We start from the raw sequence: 14,612 nt of genomic DNA, 5'->3' as shown, positions 1-14,612 counted from the left end.
TCGGTCAGGCGTGCTCGCTGCCCACCAGATCGGCCAGGGTCTTGGCCAGGGCGTCCTGGGTTAGGTTCAGCTGGTCGCGTTCTTCGCGCAGGAACTTCAGCGTCACGCGACCCTGGGCCAGCTCGTATTCGCCCAGCAGCAGCGCCAGCCGGGCGCCGCTCTTGTCGGCCTTCTTGATGCGGCTCTTGAAGCTGCCGCCGCCGCAATGCAGCTGCAGGCGCAGTGCGGGCAGCTCGCTTCTCACCCTTTCGGCCAGCAGCATGGCCTGGGCGGTGGCGACATCATCCATGGGCAGCACGTAGAGGTCCAGCTCGCCCAAGGCGGCCTCGGGCACCAGTTCCAGGGTCTCGAGCAGCAGGATCAGCCGCTCGATGCCCATGGCGAAGCCCACCGCCGGGGTCGGCTTGCCGCCGAGCTGCTCGACCAGGCCGTCGTAGCGGCCGCCGGCACACACGGTGCCCTGGCTGCCCAGCGCGGTGGTGGTCCACTCGAACACGGTGCGGCAGTAATAGTCGAGGCCGCGCACCAGACGTGGGTTGATCACGTAGTCGATGCCGGCGGCCTCGAGCAGGGCGGTGAGCCCCTCGAAATGCTCGCGCGAGGCGTCGTCGAGGTGGTCCATCAGCCGCGGCGCGTCGGCCAGCATTGCCGCCATGTCCGGGTTCTTGGAATCGAGGATGCGCAGCGGGTTGCTCGACAGGCGGCGCAGGGAGTCCTCGTCGAGCTGGTCGCGATGCTGCTCGAAGTAGGCCACCAGCTTGTCGCGGTAAGCGGCACGAGCCTCGTTGGAGCCAAGTGAGTTGAGCTCCAGGGTGACGTGCTCGATGAGGCCCAGCTCCTTCCACAACCGTGCCGACAGCATGATCACCTCGGCATCGATGTCCGGCCCCTCCAGGCCGAAGGCTTCCAGGCCGACCTGATGAAACTGCCGGTAGCGGCCCTTCTGCGGACGCTCGTGGCGGAACATCGGGCCCTGGTACCACAGCCGCTGGGTCTGGTTGTGCAGCAAGCCGTGCTCCATGGCGGCACGCACGCAACTGGCCGTGCCTTCGGGACGCAGGGTCAGGCTGTCGCCGTTGCGGTCCTCGAAGGTGTACATTTCCTTTTCGACGATGTCGGTGACTTCGCCGATGGAGCGCGCGAACAGGGCGGTCTGCTCGACGATGGGCGTGCGGATCTCGGCATAGCCGTAGCGCTTCATCAGCGCCTGGACGGTGCTCTCGAAGTACTGCCACAGGGCGGACTGGCCCGGCAACAGGTCGTTCATGCCGCGAATGGCCTGGATCTTCTTCTTGGTGCTGTCGGACTTGCTCAACTGCTGCTCCTTGATGGTCGACGACGAATCAGGCCCCGCGGGCGATGACGTCCTTCTCGGCCGCTTCCTTCTCGCGTACCTTCTCGCGAATCAGACGCTCCAGGTCGTCGACCAGATGGTCGTTGGTCAGCTTGGTGGCAGGCTTGCCGTCGATGTAGATCAGATTGTTGGGAGTGCCACCGGTCAGACCGATGTCGCTCTCCTTGGCCTCGCCAGGGCCGTTCACCACGCAGCCGATCACCGAGACGTCAAGCGGCGTCATGATGTCCTCGAGGCGCTCCTCAAGGGCGTTCATGGTACCGATCACGTCGAAGTTCTGGCGCGAGCAGCTGGGGCAGGCGATGAAGTTGATGCCCTTGCTGCGTAGGCGCAGGCTCTTGAGCATGTCGTAGCCGACCTTGATCTCTTCCACCGGATCGGCGGCGAGCGAGACGCGGATGGTATCGCCAATGCCGTCCATCAGCAGCATGCCCAGGCCGATGGAGGACTTGACGGTCCCCGAGCGCAGCCCGCCAGCTTCGGTGATACCCAGGTGGAGCGGCTGTTCGATCAGCTTGGCCAACTGGCGGTAGGCGGCCACGGCCATGAACACGTCGCTGGCCTTGACGCTGACCTTGTACTCCTGGAAATCGAGGCGGTCGAGGTGATCGATGTGGCGCATCGCCGACTCCACCAGCGCCTCCGGCGTAGGCTCGCCGTACTTGCGCTGCAGCTCCTTCTCCAGCGAGCCGGCGTTGACGCCGATGCGGATCGGGATGCCGTTGTCGCGGGCGGCGCCGACCACGGCGCGTACACGCTCCTCCTTGCCGATGTTGCCGGGGTTGATGCGCAGGCAGTCGACGCCGAGTTCGGCGACGCGCAGGGCGATCTTGTAGTCGAAATGGATATCGGCCACCAGCGGCACGCTCACCTGCTGCTTGATGCGGCCGAAGGCTTCGGCGGCGTCCATGGTCGGCACCGAGACGCGTACGATATCGGCACCGGCAGCCTCCAGGCGCTGGATCTGGGCCACGGTGGCGGCGACGTCCAGGGTGTCGGTGTTGGTCATGCTCTGCACCGAGATCGGGGCATCGCCCCCGACCGGTACCTGGCCGACGTGGATCTGGCGCGACTTGCGGCGCACGATAGGTGATGGGGAATGCATAGGCATCACTCTCCCAGGGTGAAACGGGCGACGTTATTGGCCCCGGCGCGAGCGCCCAGGTCGATGCGTTCGCCGGCCCAGCTCAACTCAACGCCAGTGGCATTGCCGATGGTCAGGCGGAACGGGGGCTCCCCTTCGACGGTCGCCGTGGTGCCGGGTTCCTGAAGACCGACGAAAACGCGCCGATTGTTGGCGTCGAAAATCTCGGTCCAGGACTGTTCGTTGAAGGTCAACTGCAGCACCGTGCGCTCGGTGGGCGGTGCCACCTCGGCGACTTCCGGCTCGTCCTCAGCGACGATCGGCTGCTCGACGGGCGCCTCGACGCTGGCCTCGTCCTCCATGATCGGCTCTTCCTCGCTCATGCCCGCGATCAGTTCGGCGCCGGCGGGATCGACCTCTCTGGGCGGTGCGGTTGCGCCTTCGATCGGATCGACGCCTTCCTGCGGTACCGGCGGCAATGCTTCCTCGACCTCGGGCCGCGGCTCCTCCTCGATGGTAGTGGTGCCATCCAGCGTTTCCACCGAAACCGGGCCGCTCTCGTCGACGGCCGGCGGCTCATTGCCGTCGCGGCTCTGCCACCACACCAGGGTAAGACCGATCAGGCCGGCAATGACCAGCAGGGTGACCAGCTTGAACAGCCAGGCGCCGATGCGCGACGGCGGTCGAGTGACCTGCACCGGCGTCACGCGCTGTTCGCTCTCCTGACTGCCGAAGCGTGCCGAGTAAGCCTGCAGTATGGGGCGGTCGTCGATGCCCAGCAGGCGAGCATAGGCGCGCAGGTAACCGCGGCGGTAGGTGGCCACCGGTACCTGCTCGTAGTTGTCCTCCTCCATGCCGATGACGACGGCAGGCCGAAGGTTCAGGGCGGTGGCAACCTCTTCGCGAGACAGTCCTTGCGTTTCACGCTCACGGCGAAGCAGCTCCCCTGGGGAGGCCGCGGATGCGAAGTCGATGGCATCGATGTCGTGGTTGTCGCTCATGGCTGAGCATCCTTCGTCTAGAGTCGTTGATCAAGGTGCGTCACGCGGGGTATCAGTGCCGGGGGTGACGGGCATGTTCGGGGCGCTGACGGCAATCTGCCGGGCCAGTACCTGGGCGTCCGGCGTCATGCCGGCGAGCCCTACGAATATTTCCAACTGCTGTCGAGCGCGTTCTGGGTTGCCCTGCTCCAGCTCGAGTTCAGCCAAGGAGAAATAGCTTCTCGGATTGCGCGGGTCGAGGCTGCGGGCGCGTTCCAGGCTCTGCCTCGCCTTGGCCGTTTCGCCGAGGCCCTGCTGGCACTGGCCGAGATTGACGAACAACTGGGCCCGGTTGGCATAGCCGGTATCCTGGGAGGCGACTTCGAGCTGCTCGCAGGCTTGCCTCACCTGGCCCTGCTCGTAGAGAAACACGGCATAGTTGTTGCGCGCCCGGCTGTTGCCGGGCGCGGCCTGGATGGCCTTCCGGAACATCTCGTCGGCACGCTCCTGTTCGCCCTGGCGCTGGTAGACGATGGCCATCGCCTGCAATGCCTCGGGGTGGTCGGGCGTGCGTTCCAGGGCGCGGTTGAGGGCCGCCATGGCGCGCGGCAGGTTGCCACGCTCGAGATAGGCCATGCCCAAATCGGTAAAGGCCTCGGTCGGATCCGTGTCGGCCTGCTGCTCGGGCTGACTGGCGCACCCGGCAAGCCACAGCGCAGCGACCGCCATCGCGACCAGCGGCATGCGTCGGCTTGGCAGATGGGGGAAGCGCGTCATGGCATCCTCATGGTCGGGCCTGTCGGGCTGTGGTTGTGTTGCTTGCCTGGCGCCCGAGCGGCGCTGGCCAGGGGCGAAAAAAAAGCCTGTCCATCAAAGCGCCGTGACGTGTTGAAGTCAAGGCGACACCCCGCTTCAGTCGGCGTCGATCTGGATCGAGCGGATATAGCGCTCGTGGCGGCGTGTGCGGTCCTTCACCCGGCCCACCAATTGGCCACAGGCAGCATCGATGTCGTCACCGCGGGTGCTGCGGATCGGTGCCGTGTAGCCCAGCTCATAGAGCCATTGTTGGAAGCGCATGACCTGGTTGCGCGAAGGCTTCTCGTAACCCGAATGGGGGAACGGGTTGAACGGAATCAGGTTGATCTTGCACGGCAGCTCGCGCAGCAGCTCGGCCAACTGCCTGGCGTGCTCCTGCTGGTCGTTGACGTCCTTGATCACCGTGTACTCGACGGTCACCATGCGCGTGTCGTCGCACTTGGCCAGGTAGCGATGGCAGGCGTCCAGCAGGGTGCGGATATTGTACTTGCGGTTGAGCGGCACCAGCTCGTTGCGCAGCTCGTCGGTGGCTGCATGCAGCGAGATGGCCAGGCTCACGTCGAGTTCGTCGCCGAGCTTGTCGAGCATCGGCACCACGCCCGAGGTCGACAGGGTTACGCGACGCTTGGATAGCCCGTAGCCGTTGTCGTCGAGCATCAGCTTCATCGCCGGTACGACGTTGTCGTAATTCAGCAGCGGCTCGCCCATGCCCATCATCACCACGTTAGTGACCGGGCGGTTGGCGGTGTCCTTGCGCGGGCCTACGCTGCGCTGTGCGACCCACACCTGGCCGATGATTTCGGCGGCGGTAAGGTTGCGCTGGAAACCCTGCTTGCCGGTGGAGCAGAAGCTGCAATCGAGCGAGCAACCCACCTGGGACGATACGCACAGGGTACGGCGCTTGCCGTTGTCGGCCGGAATCAGCACCGTCTCAACGTAGCTGCCATCTTCCACCTCCAGCACCCACTTGCGGGTACCGTCGCTGGAGGTACCTTCATAGACCACGCCGGGGCCGCGAATTTCTGCCACTTCGGCGAGTCGCTGGCGCAGCGCCTTGGAGAGGTTGGTCATGGCTTCGAAGTCGTCGCAGCCCTCGTGATGAATCCACTTCATCACCTGGGCAGCACGGAACTTCTTCTCGCCGATGGAGAGGAAGAAGTCCTCCATCTCCTCACGAGTCATGCCGAGCAGATTGGTACGTTGGGCGGTGGTGGTGGTCATGGCATCACGTAGATCGGGGCGGGACGAGAGCGGGGGCTGAAGTGCCCCCGCGAAGTGCTCGCTTGGCCGTGTTGGCTCAGCGCGGGCAGATCTCGTCCGCGTTGAAGAAATAGGCCACTTCGCGCTCGGCGGAGGCCGGCGAGTCGGAGCCGTGCACGGCGTTGGCGTCAATGGTCTCGGCGAAGTCGGCGCGGATGGTGCCCGGCGCGGCTTCCTTGGGGTTGGTGGCGCCCATCAGCTCACGGTTCTTGGCGATGGCATCCTCGCCTTCCAGAACCTGCACCACCACCGGGCCGGAGGTCATGAAGCCCACCAGGTCCTTGAAGAAGGGGCGCTCCTTATGCTCGGCGTAGAAACCGCCGGCCTTCTCTTCGGAGAGGTGCAGCATCTTGGCAGCGACGACCTTGAGGCCGGCCTTCTCGAAGCGAGCGATGATCTCGCCAATGGCGTTCTTGGCGACGGCATCGGGCTTGATGATGGAAAGGGTACGTTCGGTTGCCATGGGGGGCTCTCCGTTGTGATGGGCTTCGGTTCGAATGGCGATAGCGCCACGCCGCACCCGCTCCCGGCTGGGGTCGGTACGGCGCGGCGCTAAGGAAATTCACGGGTTCTCGCTGCCGCCTGCCTCGAGCGGTCGGCAGAGCGCTGCAGCGACGCTGTCGATAATGGGCGCAGAGTATACCGCTGTCGGCGGGCGTTGAACAATCGTCACCCGTGTGTCGGCCCTACGGTCACACGGTGAAGCTTTCACCGCACCCACACTGGTCCTTCACGTTGGGGTTGTTGAAGCGGAAGAAGCGGTTGAGCCCCTCCGAGACATAATCGACCTCACTGCCGTCGAGCATCGGCAACGCCTCGGGGAGACGAAGACGGTAACGCCGTGGTCCTCGAAGACTACGTCGTCATTGGCGGCTTCGTCGGCGAAGTCGAGTACGTAGCTGTAGCCCGAGCAGCCGCTGGGCTTGACCGAGACCCGCAGGCCCAGGCCGTGCCCGCGCTCCTCGAGCACGCGCTGGATCTGCTCGGCGGCGGCGTTGGTGATGGATAGTTGCGCCATGTTCGTTCTCCTGCAGCGAAGGTGGCTGGACAGCGATCGGCTGCGCGCGAAGCCGGCTAGTGTCGCAGGCCCGGGAGGGCGTGTTGGATGGCCTCGAGCGCCGCATCGATGTCGGCTGCGGTAGTAAAGCGGCCGAAGCTGAAGCGAAGCGAAGCCAGCGCCAGCGAGCGCGGCACGCCGATACCCTTTAATACATAGGATGGCTCGACGCTGGCGGAATTGCATGCCGACCCGGTCGACAGGGCAATGCTGCGCAGCGCCATCAGCAGCGATTCGCCATCCACGCCCTCGAAGGCCAGGTTGAGAATGTTGGGCACCGCCACCTCAATGGCGGTATTGCGGTGTATCCCGTCCAGGTCCGACAGCCCATCGAGCAGCCGGTTCCTCAGCGCCAGGATACGCGCCTGGTCTTCCTTGCCCTCGGCGCCGGCCAGACTGAAGGCTTCGCCCATGCCGACGATCTGATGGGTGGCCAGGGTGCCGGAGCGCATGCCGCGCTCGTGACCGCCGCCATGGATCAGCGGCTCGATGCGAATGTCCGGGCTGCGCCTGACATACAGGGCACCGATGCCCTTGGGGCCGTAGGCCTTGTGGCCGGAGAGCGACATCAGGTCGATACCCAGGCGGCCCACGTCGAGGTCGATGCGTCCTACGCCCTGGGCGGCGTCGACGTGAAATGCCGCGCCGCCGGCATGGGCCACCTCGGCCAGCGCCGCCAGGTCATGCACGCAACCCAGCTCGTTGTTCACTGCCATCAGCGACACCAATGCGGTGTCGGGGCGCATCGCCTCGCGCAGTTGTGCGGGGGTGACACGGCCATCGGCGCCCGGGGTCAGCCAGGTCACCTCGAAGCCTTCTCGCTCGAGGGCGGCGGCGGTGTCCACCACCGCCTTGTGTTCGATGACGGATGTCACCAAGTGACGGCCGCGCTCACGGTTGGCCCGCATGAAACCGATCAGGGCGAGATTGTCGGCCTCGGTGGCGCCACTGGTCCAGACGATCTCGCGCGGGTCGGCGGCGATCAAGTCGGCCACCTGGCGGCGTGCGCTCTCCACCGCCTGTTCCGCCTGCCAGCCGAGCATGTGGCTGCGCGAGGCCGGGTTGGCGTAGGTGCCATCCAAGGTGAGAAAGCGCTGCATGACCTCGGCGACACGGGGGTCGACCGGGGTGGTGGCAGCATAGTCGAGGTAGACGAGGGCGCTCATGGTCTCGCGGAAATCTCCAATCTGTTCCTCGACCGGTGTCAGGGCGAGGAGGTCAGGATGGTGTTGTCGTCGTGGCGGCTGCGCTGGCGCGCGGCGATGCGGCGCACATCGCCGTGTTCGACCAACTGGCCGAGGGTGATGCCGTCGAGGAAGCCGCGGATCTGCTCGGAGAGGTCGCACCACAAGTGGTGGGTCAGGCAGGTATCGCCCTGCTGACAGTCCGACAGTCCCTGGCAGCGAGTGGCGTCGACCGATTCGTCGACGGCGTCGATCACCCGTGACACCGAGATATCGGCGGCAGGTACCGCGAGCAGGTAGCCGCCACCCGGGCCGCGCACGCTATTGACCAGTCCGGCGCGACGCAGGCGGGCGAAGAGCTGCTCCAGATAAGGCAGCGAGATTTCCTGACGCCGCGAGATGTCGGCCAGGCAGATGGGGCCCTTGTCGGCGTTCAGGGCCAGATCGAGCATGGCAGTGACGGCGTAGCGTCCCTTGGTGGTCAAACGCATGGCGGGCTCTTCTGGCGCATCGGGAAGCGTACCTCGACACTGCGAACAGGCCGGTAGGTCAGCGAGCGCTCGCCGTTGGCGGCGAGCCGTCGTTCAGTACGCCATTATGGTAAAGCCTGACTGCCAAGGTCAACCATTCCCCCGAGGAGGTTCGGATCCGCCTTGATCCCGGTCATGTTCGGCGCCGGAAGCGGTGGATGTCGGGCCGCAGCAGGAGTCGACGTCGGACAGGATATCGGCGAAGTCCTCGTCGCGCAGCTCCGGCAGCTTGCCCTCGCGGTAGCTGGCATCGAGCTTGCGCAGCGTGCCGCACATGCGCTCGATACGCTCATCCACGGCATGCATGTGGTCGAGCATCGCCTGGATCGAGCGTGCTACCGGGTCGGGCATGTCCTCGCTCACGCCGTAGGCATCGAAGCCGAACTTGCGCCGCATCGCCTCGCGACGCTCGGGATCGACCTCCAGTACCTCGGCGACGTCCGGATCGGCGCGCTTGACGATCTTGCCGGGGATGCCGACCACCGTGGCACCGGCGGGCACTTCCTTGGTCACCACCGCATTGGAACCGACCTTGGCGCCGGCGCCGACGGTGAAGGGGCCGAGGATCTTGGCGCCGGCGCCGACGATGACGCCGTCTTCCAACGTCGGGTGGCGCTTGCCCTTGTGCCAGCTGGTTCCGCCCAGCGTCACGCCCTGGTAGAGCGTGACGTCGTCGCCGACCTCGGCGGTCTCGCCGATCACCACGCCCATGCCGTGGTCGATGAAGAAGCGCCGGCCGATCTTCGCCCCGGGGTGGATTTCGATCCCGGTAAGCCAGCGCGAGAAGGTCGACAGCGTGCGGGCCAGCCACTTGAGCTGTTTCTGCCACAGCCAGTGGGCGAGGCGGTGAAGCAGCAGTGCGTGCAACCCCGGATAGTTGGTAAGCACTTCCAGGAAGTTGCGTGCCGCCGGGTCGCGGGCGAATACGCTATTGATGTCCTCGCGCAGTCGTTGAAACATGCAGCGGTCCTTGGTGACGGAGGGGCGGCCTGGGCGGCGGGAAAACCTTCATGTAACGGTAGTTTGACCATATGGGGACGCAGCGGGCAACGTTCAAGGCGTCTACCGCTCGGAGCCCGAACGGCTGGTGCTGCTATCCATTCCACCGTTGCGACACTCCTGTTCCTTGGCGCTCGCCTCCATGATATCCGCCCCTGGCGTGGCGGCGCACTTTTCCGTGGCCGACAGGATGCCGCGCAGGATGTTGAGTTCCATGCGCTCCGGCCGGGCACGCAGGGTGAAGCGGCGCAGCCGGGCCATCAACTGGCGCGGCAGGGCTGGATCATGGAAGCCGATGGCGACCAGGGTACGCTCGAGGTGGGCGAAGTAGTGTTCCAACTCCTCGTGGCTGGCCAGCGGTTGCTGCGGCTCCTCGTCCTGCGCGGGCTCATCGCGGCTGGCTTCGAGCGACGCCAGACGGCACTCGTAGGCCAGCACCTGAACCGCGGCGGCCAGATTGAGCGAGCTGAAGTCGGGGTTGGTGGGGATGTGCACGTGAGCGTGGCAGCGCTGCAGCTCGGCATTCGAAAGCCCACTGTCCTCGCGGCCGAATACCAGCGCCACCCGTGAGTCGGGTCCGGACAATTCCTGCGGCAGGCGCTCGCCCAAGGCGCGGGGGGTGATCATCGGCCACGGCAGGGTGCGCGAGCGGGCACTGGCCCCCACGGCAAGCGTGCAGTCGGCCACGGCCTCCTCGAGAGTGGCCACGAGGTGTGCCGTGTGAACGATGTGGTCGGCTCCGGAGGCCCGCGAGATGCTCTCGCTGGTCAGCGGTTCGCAGCGCGGTGCGACCAGGGCCAGATCGGCGAGCCCCATATTGTGCATGGCGCGGGCGGTGGCGCCGATATTGCCAGGATGGCTGGTGCCGATCAGCACGATGCGAATGCGGTCGAGCATGGGAACTGCCTCTGCCGGTGACGGGTGATTCCGGAAAAGGCCAAGTCTAACACGCCCTTCGGCGGCGATGGCGCGGGGCCGGGAGTTCTGCTAGGATGCGCGCCACGCGTTCGGCCGAGCTCCTCGTGCGATACGGACTCCATGTCGAACTAGCCTGTTCTTTAACATCACCGACGCTCCAAGGCCCGATCATGCATCCGATGGTCCAATTCGCCCTGCGCGCCACGCGCAGCGCCGCCGAACAGTTCTTGCGCATCCGTGAGCGTATCGAGAACGCTCACGAGGAACACAACCTCGAGCGTCTGCTCGAGGACACCGCTCGCAATGCCGAAACGCTGATCGTTCGTCAGCTCAACCGCGGTTACCCCCAGCATGGGGTTGCCGGCCGCTTCACGCCCTACCGCGCCGGAGAAGGCGAAGGTCAGGATATCGAATGGCGCATCGAGCCCTTTCACGGTTACTCCAGCCTCGGCGTGGCCGGCAGTGGCTTTGCCCTCTCGCTGGTATGCCTGGTGAAGGGTCGCCCGGAGCATGCGGTGGTGATCTGCCCCTTCAGCGATGACGAATACCTGACCAGTCGTGGCCGCGGTGCCCAGCACAACGGCAAGCGTATTCGCGTACCCAAGGCCAGCACCATTCTCGGTGCGCGAGTGGCCATGAGTCTGCCCGAGAGCTGGCAGCGTTCACGTCATCTACCCGCCTACCTGACCCTCGTTCAGCAGCTCGGTCCCCAGGTCGAGACCCAACTGGCCAGCGGCAGCGGCCTGCTTGACATGGCCGAGCTGGCCGCGGGGCGCGCCGATGCCGTCTTCGTGCTGGGGTTGGAGGAGCAGGATCGCCTGGTCGGCTCGCTGCTGCTCAAGGAGGCCGGGGCGCTGATGGGCACCCCTGACGGCCAGCCCAGCGTAGAGACCGAGGGCCAGCTGATGGCCGCCGGCCCACGCCTGTACAAGGCCTTGGTACAGCAGCTCAAGCCGCATTTCTAAGCGTTGTCACAGCCCGAAACGAAACCGCCCCCGCAGTGCTGTTGCGGGGGCGGTTTGCGTTGCAGACCCCAAAGCACGGAAAGGCTCCGGGACGAAGCAAGTTGCAATGCCATTACCTAGGGAAGCTGTTCTTCCTCCTCATGCTCCTCCTTCTTCGGCGGAATCAGGTCCTTGCGCTCCAGTTTCACGGTGAGCAGCAGGGCCGCCGCTACGTAGATGGAGGAGAAGGTCCCCACCACGATGCCGATGATCAGGGCGACCGAGAAGTAGTGGATCATGTCGCCGCCGAGGAAAAACAGCGCGAAGAGCACCAGCAGCGTGGTACCCGACGTTGCCAGGGTGCGCGACAGGGTGAGGTTGATCGCTTCGTTGAAGATCGCCGGCATGTCGTCGATACGCGAGGTGCGGATGGTCTCGCGAATGCGGTCGTAGACAACGATGGTGTCGTTGAGCGAATAGCCGATTACCGCCAGCAGCGCCGCCAGCACGGTCAGATCGAAGTCGAACTGGAACAGCGAGAAGATGCCGACCACGACGATCACGTCGTGCATCAGCGCCAGCAGCGCGCCGATGGCGAACTTGTACTGGAAGCGGAAGGCTACGTATAGCATCACCACGCCCAGGGCCACCAGCAGGCCAAGCCCGCTCTGGTCGCGCAGCTGTTCGCCGACTTGGGCGCCGACGAACTCGGCGCGTACCAGCTGCACGCTTGTGCCATCGGCGCGCAGCAAGCCGACCACCTGGTCGCCGACATCGGGATCGAAGGCCTGCTGCAGGCGAATCAGCACCTCGGTGGAAGCGCCGAAGGTCTGCACCGAGACGTCACGGAAGCCGGCGGCTTCGAGGGTCTGGCGCACGGCGTCGAGCGAGGGTGCCACGGCGTAGCGCACCTCGACCAGCGTGCCGCCGGTGAAATCCAGCCCCAGATTCAGCTGCTGGAACAGCAGTGAGACGATCGACGCCAGGATCAGCAGGCCGGAGACCACGAAGGCGATCCGACGCTTGCCCATGAAGTCGAACTGTCGGTTGACGAGGGTCTTCATAACCACCTCATGTTGGTAAGCCTTAGATCCAGAGCTTCTTGACCGGTTTGCCGCCGTAGACGAGGTTCACCATGGCGCGGGTCACCAGCAGTGCGGTGAACAGCGAGGTGATGATCCCCAGCGACAGGGTCACGGCGAAGCCCTTGACCGGGCCGGTGCCGATCGAGAACAGGATGACCGCCACCAGCAGGGTGGTGATGTTGGCGTCGACGATCGAGCTGAAGGCGCGCTCGTAGCCGGCATGGATCGCCTGCTGAACCGACAAGCCGTTGCGCAGCTCCTCGCGTATTCGTTCGAAGATCAGCACGTTGGCATCCACTGCCATGCCCAGCGTCAGCACGATACCGGCAATGCCCGGCAGCGTCAGGGTGGCGCCGAGCAGCGACATGGCGGCGATCAGCAGGGTCAGGTTCAGCGCCAACGCCACGTTGGCGAAGATGCCGAAGATCTTGTAGCGAATCAGCATGAACAGCACCACCAGCAGCAGGCCGATCTGCACCGACATCACGCCGCGCTCGATGTTCTCGGCACCTAGGCTCGGGCCGATGGTACGCTCCTGAACGAAGTAGATCGGTGCCGCCAGCGAGCCGGAGCGCAACAGCAGGGCCAGCTCGGCCGCCTCGGTGGGCGAGTCGAGCCCGGTAATGCGGAAGCTGTTGCCCAGTGCGCTCTGGATGGTGGCCAGGCTGATCAGGCCGCGTTCAGTATAGGGCTCGCGTACCGTGACTTCCTCGCCATCTTCCATCACCACGCGATCACGGGTCTTGTGCTCGATGAACAGCACCGCCATGTTGCGCCCGATGTTGGTGCGGGTGGCGCGGTTCATCAGCGTGCCGCCGGTGCCGTCCAGGTTGATGTTGACCTGGGGGCGGCCGTTCTCGTCGAAGCTACGGTTGGCACTGGAGACACTGTCGCCGGTGATGATCACGTCGCGCATCAAGTCGGCGGTGCGACTTGGGTTGTTGCGGAAGGCGAAGGACTCGGTCTCGGCGTCCGGTGTATCCGGGCGAGCCTCAAGACGGAACTCCAGGTTGGCGGTGGCACCCACCACGCGCTTGGCGGCCACGGTGTCCTGCACGCCGGGCAGCTCCACCACGATACGATCCGGCCCTTGGCGCTGTACCAGCGGTTCCGCCACGCCCAGCTCGTCCACCCGGTTGCGCAGGGTGGTGAGGTTCTGGTTGATGGCGTAGTCCTGGATCTCCGCCACGGCCTGGTCGGTCAGCGTCATCACCAGCAGCGAGGCGCGGCCCTCCTGCTCGCTGGCGTAGTCGAAGTCACGGAATTCGCGGGCGATCAGGCGACGGGCGGTGTCGCGATCCTCATCGCTGGTAAAGACGATGGAGAGCGTGCGGCCCTCGATATCGGTGCCACGGTAGCGGATGCGCTCGCTGCGCAATTGCTCGCGAATGGCGCTGGCGTTGACCTCCAGGCGCTGGGTCACCGCGGCATCCATGTCGACTTCGAGCAGGAAGTGCACGCCGCCGCGCAGGTCCAGGCCCAGGGTCATGGGCGAGGCGGCCAGGCTCTGCAGCCAGGCAGGGGTCGATTCTGCCAGGTTGAGGGCGACCACGAAGTCGTTGCCGAGCTGTTCGGCAACCAGGTCGCGGGTACGCAGTTGGTGGTCGGCATCGTCGAGGCGGATCAGCACGCTGGCTTCCTCGCGTTCCACGGCCTTGATGCCGATGCCGGCATCGCGCAGCGTGCGTTGGACGCGTTCGAGCTGTGCGTCGTCGAGGGTGGAGTCGCCCTGGACGCTGCTGATCTGTACCGCCGGGTCCTCGGGGTAGAGGTTGGGCAAGGAGTAGATCAGGCCGCCGAGCAGCACGATGAGTATCAGCAGATACTTCCACAAGGGATAACGGTTGAGCATGGGAGCCCTGCCTAGGTTGCGTAAAGAAGGCTACGGGACGGCAGCGCGGCCGTATGTCCCGCTCCGCCAGGAGCGAAGGACACCGGCCGCCATGCGACCCTCGCCGTCACCCGGCTCGAGGAGGAGCCACCGGCAAGGGCGAGGAGCATCGACGTCAGATGGACTTGATGGTGCCCTTGGGCAGCACGTTGGCCACGGCGTTCTTCTGTACGTTGACCTCGGTGTTGTCGGCGATCTCCAGGGTAAGGAACTCGTCACCCACCTTGGTGATCCGACCCACCAGGCCGCCACCGATCACCACCTCGTCGCCCTTGGACAGCCCGCCGACCAGCTCGCGATGCTGCTTGGCCCGCTTGGCCTGGGGGCGCCACAACAGGAAATAGAAGATCAGCACGAAGCCGACCAGCATGACGATCTGGGCAATACCGCCACCTGCGGCGCCGGCGTCCTGGGCCATGGCCGGGGAGATGAAGAAGTCCAGCATGAGAAGCGTATCTCCTGAAAGGTAAGTTAAGTCGCGAATGAGAGTGTCGCTGCCGGCCGCTGCCA

The 14,612-nt window shown here is 65.4% G+C and carries 14 protein-coding genes and 1 pseudogene; 1 reads left to right on the top strand and 14 read right to left on the bottom strand.

Going from position 1 to position 14,612, the window contains the following annotated elements:
* Nucleotides 1–4: 4 nt before the first annotated feature.
* The 11 genes and pseudogenes from hisS to trmJ form a co-directional block, all read right to left on the bottom strand.
* Nucleotides 5–1,315, bottom strand: coding sequence for a histidine--tRNA ligase (gene hisS, locus EKK97_RS19900; RefSeq protein ID WP_267964090.1), 1,311 nt, complete (start codon nucleotides 1,313–1,315; stop codon nucleotides 5–7).
* Between the two features lie 28 nt (nucleotides 1,316–1,343).
* Nucleotides 1,344–2,459, bottom strand: a complete 1,116-nt coding sequence (gene ispG, locus EKK97_RS19895) for a flavodoxin-dependent (E)-4-hydroxy-3-methylbut-2-enyl-diphosphate synthase (RefSeq protein WP_159554592.1) — start codon at nucleotides 2,457–2,459, stop codon at nucleotides 1,344–1,346.
* A gap of 5 nt (nucleotides 2,460–2,464) precedes the next feature.
* Nucleotides 2,465–3,439 (bottom strand): RodZ domain-containing protein, encoded by a 975-nt coding sequence (locus EKK97_RS19890; protein ID WP_159554590.1) that lies wholly within the window; start codon nucleotides 3,437–3,439, stop codon nucleotides 2,465–2,467.
* A gap of 30 nt (nucleotides 3,440–3,469) precedes the next feature.
* Entirely contained in the window at nucleotides 3,470–4,195 is a 726-nt protein-coding gene (gene pilW / locus EKK97_RS19885) for a type IV pilus biogenesis/stability protein PilW (protein ID WP_159554588.1), read from the bottom strand.
* A 135-nt stretch (nucleotides 4,196–4,330) separates the two neighbouring features.
* A complete protein-coding gene (gene rlmN, locus EKK97_RS19880; protein WP_159554586.1) occupies nucleotides 4,331–5,455 on the bottom strand; it encodes a dual-specificity RNA methyltransferase RlmN in 1,125 nt (374 codons plus the stop codon).
* 76 nt (nucleotides 5,456–5,531) lie between these two features.
* On the bottom strand, nucleotides 5,532–5,957 hold the full coding sequence (ndk, locus tag EKK97_RS19875) for a nucleoside-diphosphate kinase (RefSeq protein ID WP_159554584.1): 426 nt from the start codon (nucleotides 5,955–5,957) through the stop codon (nucleotides 5,532–5,534).
* A 229-nt stretch (nucleotides 5,958–6,186) separates the two neighbouring features.
* Nucleotides 6,187–6,512 (bottom strand): annotated as a pseudogene (locus tag EKK97_RS19870) (HesB/IscA family protein).
* Nucleotides 6,513–6,568: 56 nt separating this feature from the next.
* Nucleotides 6,569–7,717 carry an aminotransferase class V-fold PLP-dependent enzyme gene (locus tag EKK97_RS19865; protein WP_159554582.1) on the bottom strand — a complete coding sequence of 383 codons (1,149 nt, stop codon included), beginning with the start codon at nucleotides 7,715–7,717 and terminating at the stop codon, nucleotides 6,569–6,571.
* Between the two features lie 38 nt (nucleotides 7,718–7,755).
* Nucleotides 7,756–8,226 (bottom strand): Fe-S cluster assembly transcriptional regulator IscR, encoded by a 471-nt coding sequence (gene iscR / locus EKK97_RS19860; RefSeq protein WP_159554580.1) that lies wholly within the window; start codon nucleotides 8,224–8,226, stop codon nucleotides 7,756–7,758.
* A gap of 129 nt (nucleotides 8,227–8,355) precedes the next feature.
* On the bottom strand, nucleotides 8,356–9,225 hold the full coding sequence (gene cysE / locus EKK97_RS19855; protein ID WP_159554578.1) for a serine O-acetyltransferase: 870 nt from the start codon (nucleotides 9,223–9,225) through the stop codon (nucleotides 8,356–8,358).
* A gap of 102 nt (nucleotides 9,226–9,327) precedes the next feature.
* On the bottom strand, nucleotides 9,328–10,161 hold the full coding sequence (gene trmJ, locus EKK97_RS19850; protein ID WP_234286704.1) for a tRNA (cytosine(32)/uridine(32)-2'-O)-methyltransferase TrmJ: 834 nt from the start codon (nucleotides 10,159–10,161) through the stop codon (nucleotides 9,328–9,330).
* A 191-nt stretch (nucleotides 10,162–10,352) separates the two neighbouring features.
* Here trmJ and EKK97_RS19845 point away from each other — a divergent pair, with 191 nt between their 5' ends.
* Nucleotides 10,353–11,147, top strand: coding sequence for an inositol monophosphatase family protein (locus EKK97_RS19845; RefSeq protein WP_159554576.1), 795 nt, complete (start codon nucleotides 10,353–10,355; stop codon nucleotides 11,145–11,147).
* A gap of 116 nt (nucleotides 11,148–11,263) precedes the next feature.
* Here the strand turns inward: EKK97_RS19845 and secF are convergent, their stop codons facing one another.
* The 3 genes from secF to yajC form a co-directional block, all read right to left on the bottom strand.
* A complete protein-coding gene (gene secF / locus EKK97_RS19840; RefSeq protein ID WP_159554574.1) occupies nucleotides 11,264–12,190 on the bottom strand; it encodes a protein translocase subunit SecF in 927 nt (308 codons plus the stop codon).
* 22 nt (nucleotides 12,191–12,212) lie between these two features.
* Entirely contained in the window at nucleotides 12,213–14,063 is a 1,851-nt protein-coding gene (secD, locus tag EKK97_RS19835) for a protein translocase subunit SecD (protein WP_159554572.1), read from the bottom strand.
* Between the two features lie 154 nt (nucleotides 14,064–14,217).
* Complete coding sequence (gene yajC, locus EKK97_RS19830; RefSeq protein ID WP_159554570.1) at nucleotides 14,218–14,547, bottom strand: preprotein translocase subunit YajC; 330 nt, start codon at nucleotides 14,545–14,547, stop codon at nucleotides 14,218–14,220.
* Between the last annotated feature and the right edge of the window lie 65 nt (nucleotides 14,548–14,612).

The organism is Billgrantia tianxiuensis (assembly GCF_009834345.1).
GTDB classification, from domain to species: Bacteria; Pseudomonadota; Gammaproteobacteria; order Pseudomonadales; family Halomonadaceae; genus Halomonas; species Halomonas tianxiuensis.
The sequence above is the reverse complement of the archived record's forward strand: the minus strand, read 5'-3'. Positions and strand labels throughout refer to the sequence as shown.

Bases quoted from the DNA above. Each gene is read 5' to 3' on its own strand.
- ispG (WP_159554592.1), bottom strand. From the start codon at position 2,459: ATGCATTCCCCATCACCTATCGTGCGCCGCAAGTCGCGCCAGATCCAC.
- EKK97_RS19890 (WP_159554590.1), bottom strand. From the start codon at position 3,439: ATGAGCGACAACCACGACATCGATGCCATCGACTTCGCATCCGCGGCC.
- pilW (WP_159554588.1), bottom strand. From the start codon at position 4,195: ATGACGCGCTTCCCCCATCTGCCAAGCCGACGCATGCCGCTGGTCGCG.
- rlmN (WP_159554586.1), bottom strand. From the start codon at position 5,455: ATGACCACCACCACCGCCCAACGTACCAATCTGCTCGGCATGACTCGT.
- ndk (WP_159554584.1), bottom strand. From the start codon at position 5,957: ATGGCAACCGAACGTACCCTTTCCATCATCAAGCCCGATGCCGTCGCC.
- EKK97_RS19865 (WP_159554582.1), bottom strand. From the start codon at position 7,717: ATGAGCGCCCTCGTCTACCTCGACTATGCTGCCACCACCCCGGTCGAC.
- iscR (WP_159554580.1), bottom strand. From the start codon at position 8,226: ATGCGTTTGACCACCAAGGGACGCTACGCCGTCACTGCCATGCTCGAT.
- cysE (WP_159554578.1), bottom strand. From the start codon at position 9,225: ATGTTTCAACGACTGCGCGAGGACATCAATAGCGTATTCGCCCGCGAC.
- trmJ (WP_234286704.1), bottom strand. From the start codon at position 10,161: ATGCTCGACCGCATTCGCATCGTGCTGATCGGCACCAGCCATCCTGGC.
- EKK97_RS19845 (WP_159554576.1), top strand. From the start codon at position 10,353: ATGCATCCGATGGTCCAATTCGCCCTGCGCGCCACGCGCAGCGCCGCC.
- secF (WP_159554574.1), bottom strand. From the start codon at position 12,190: ATGAAGACCCTCGTCAACCGACAGTTCGACTTCATGGGCAAGCGTCGG.
- secD (WP_159554572.1), bottom strand. From the start codon at position 14,063: ATGCTCAACCGTTATCCCTTGTGGAAGTATCTGCTGATACTCATCGTG.
- yajC (WP_159554570.1), bottom strand. From the start codon at position 14,547: ATGCTGGACTTCTTCATCTCCCCGGCCATGGCCCAGGACGCCGGCGCC.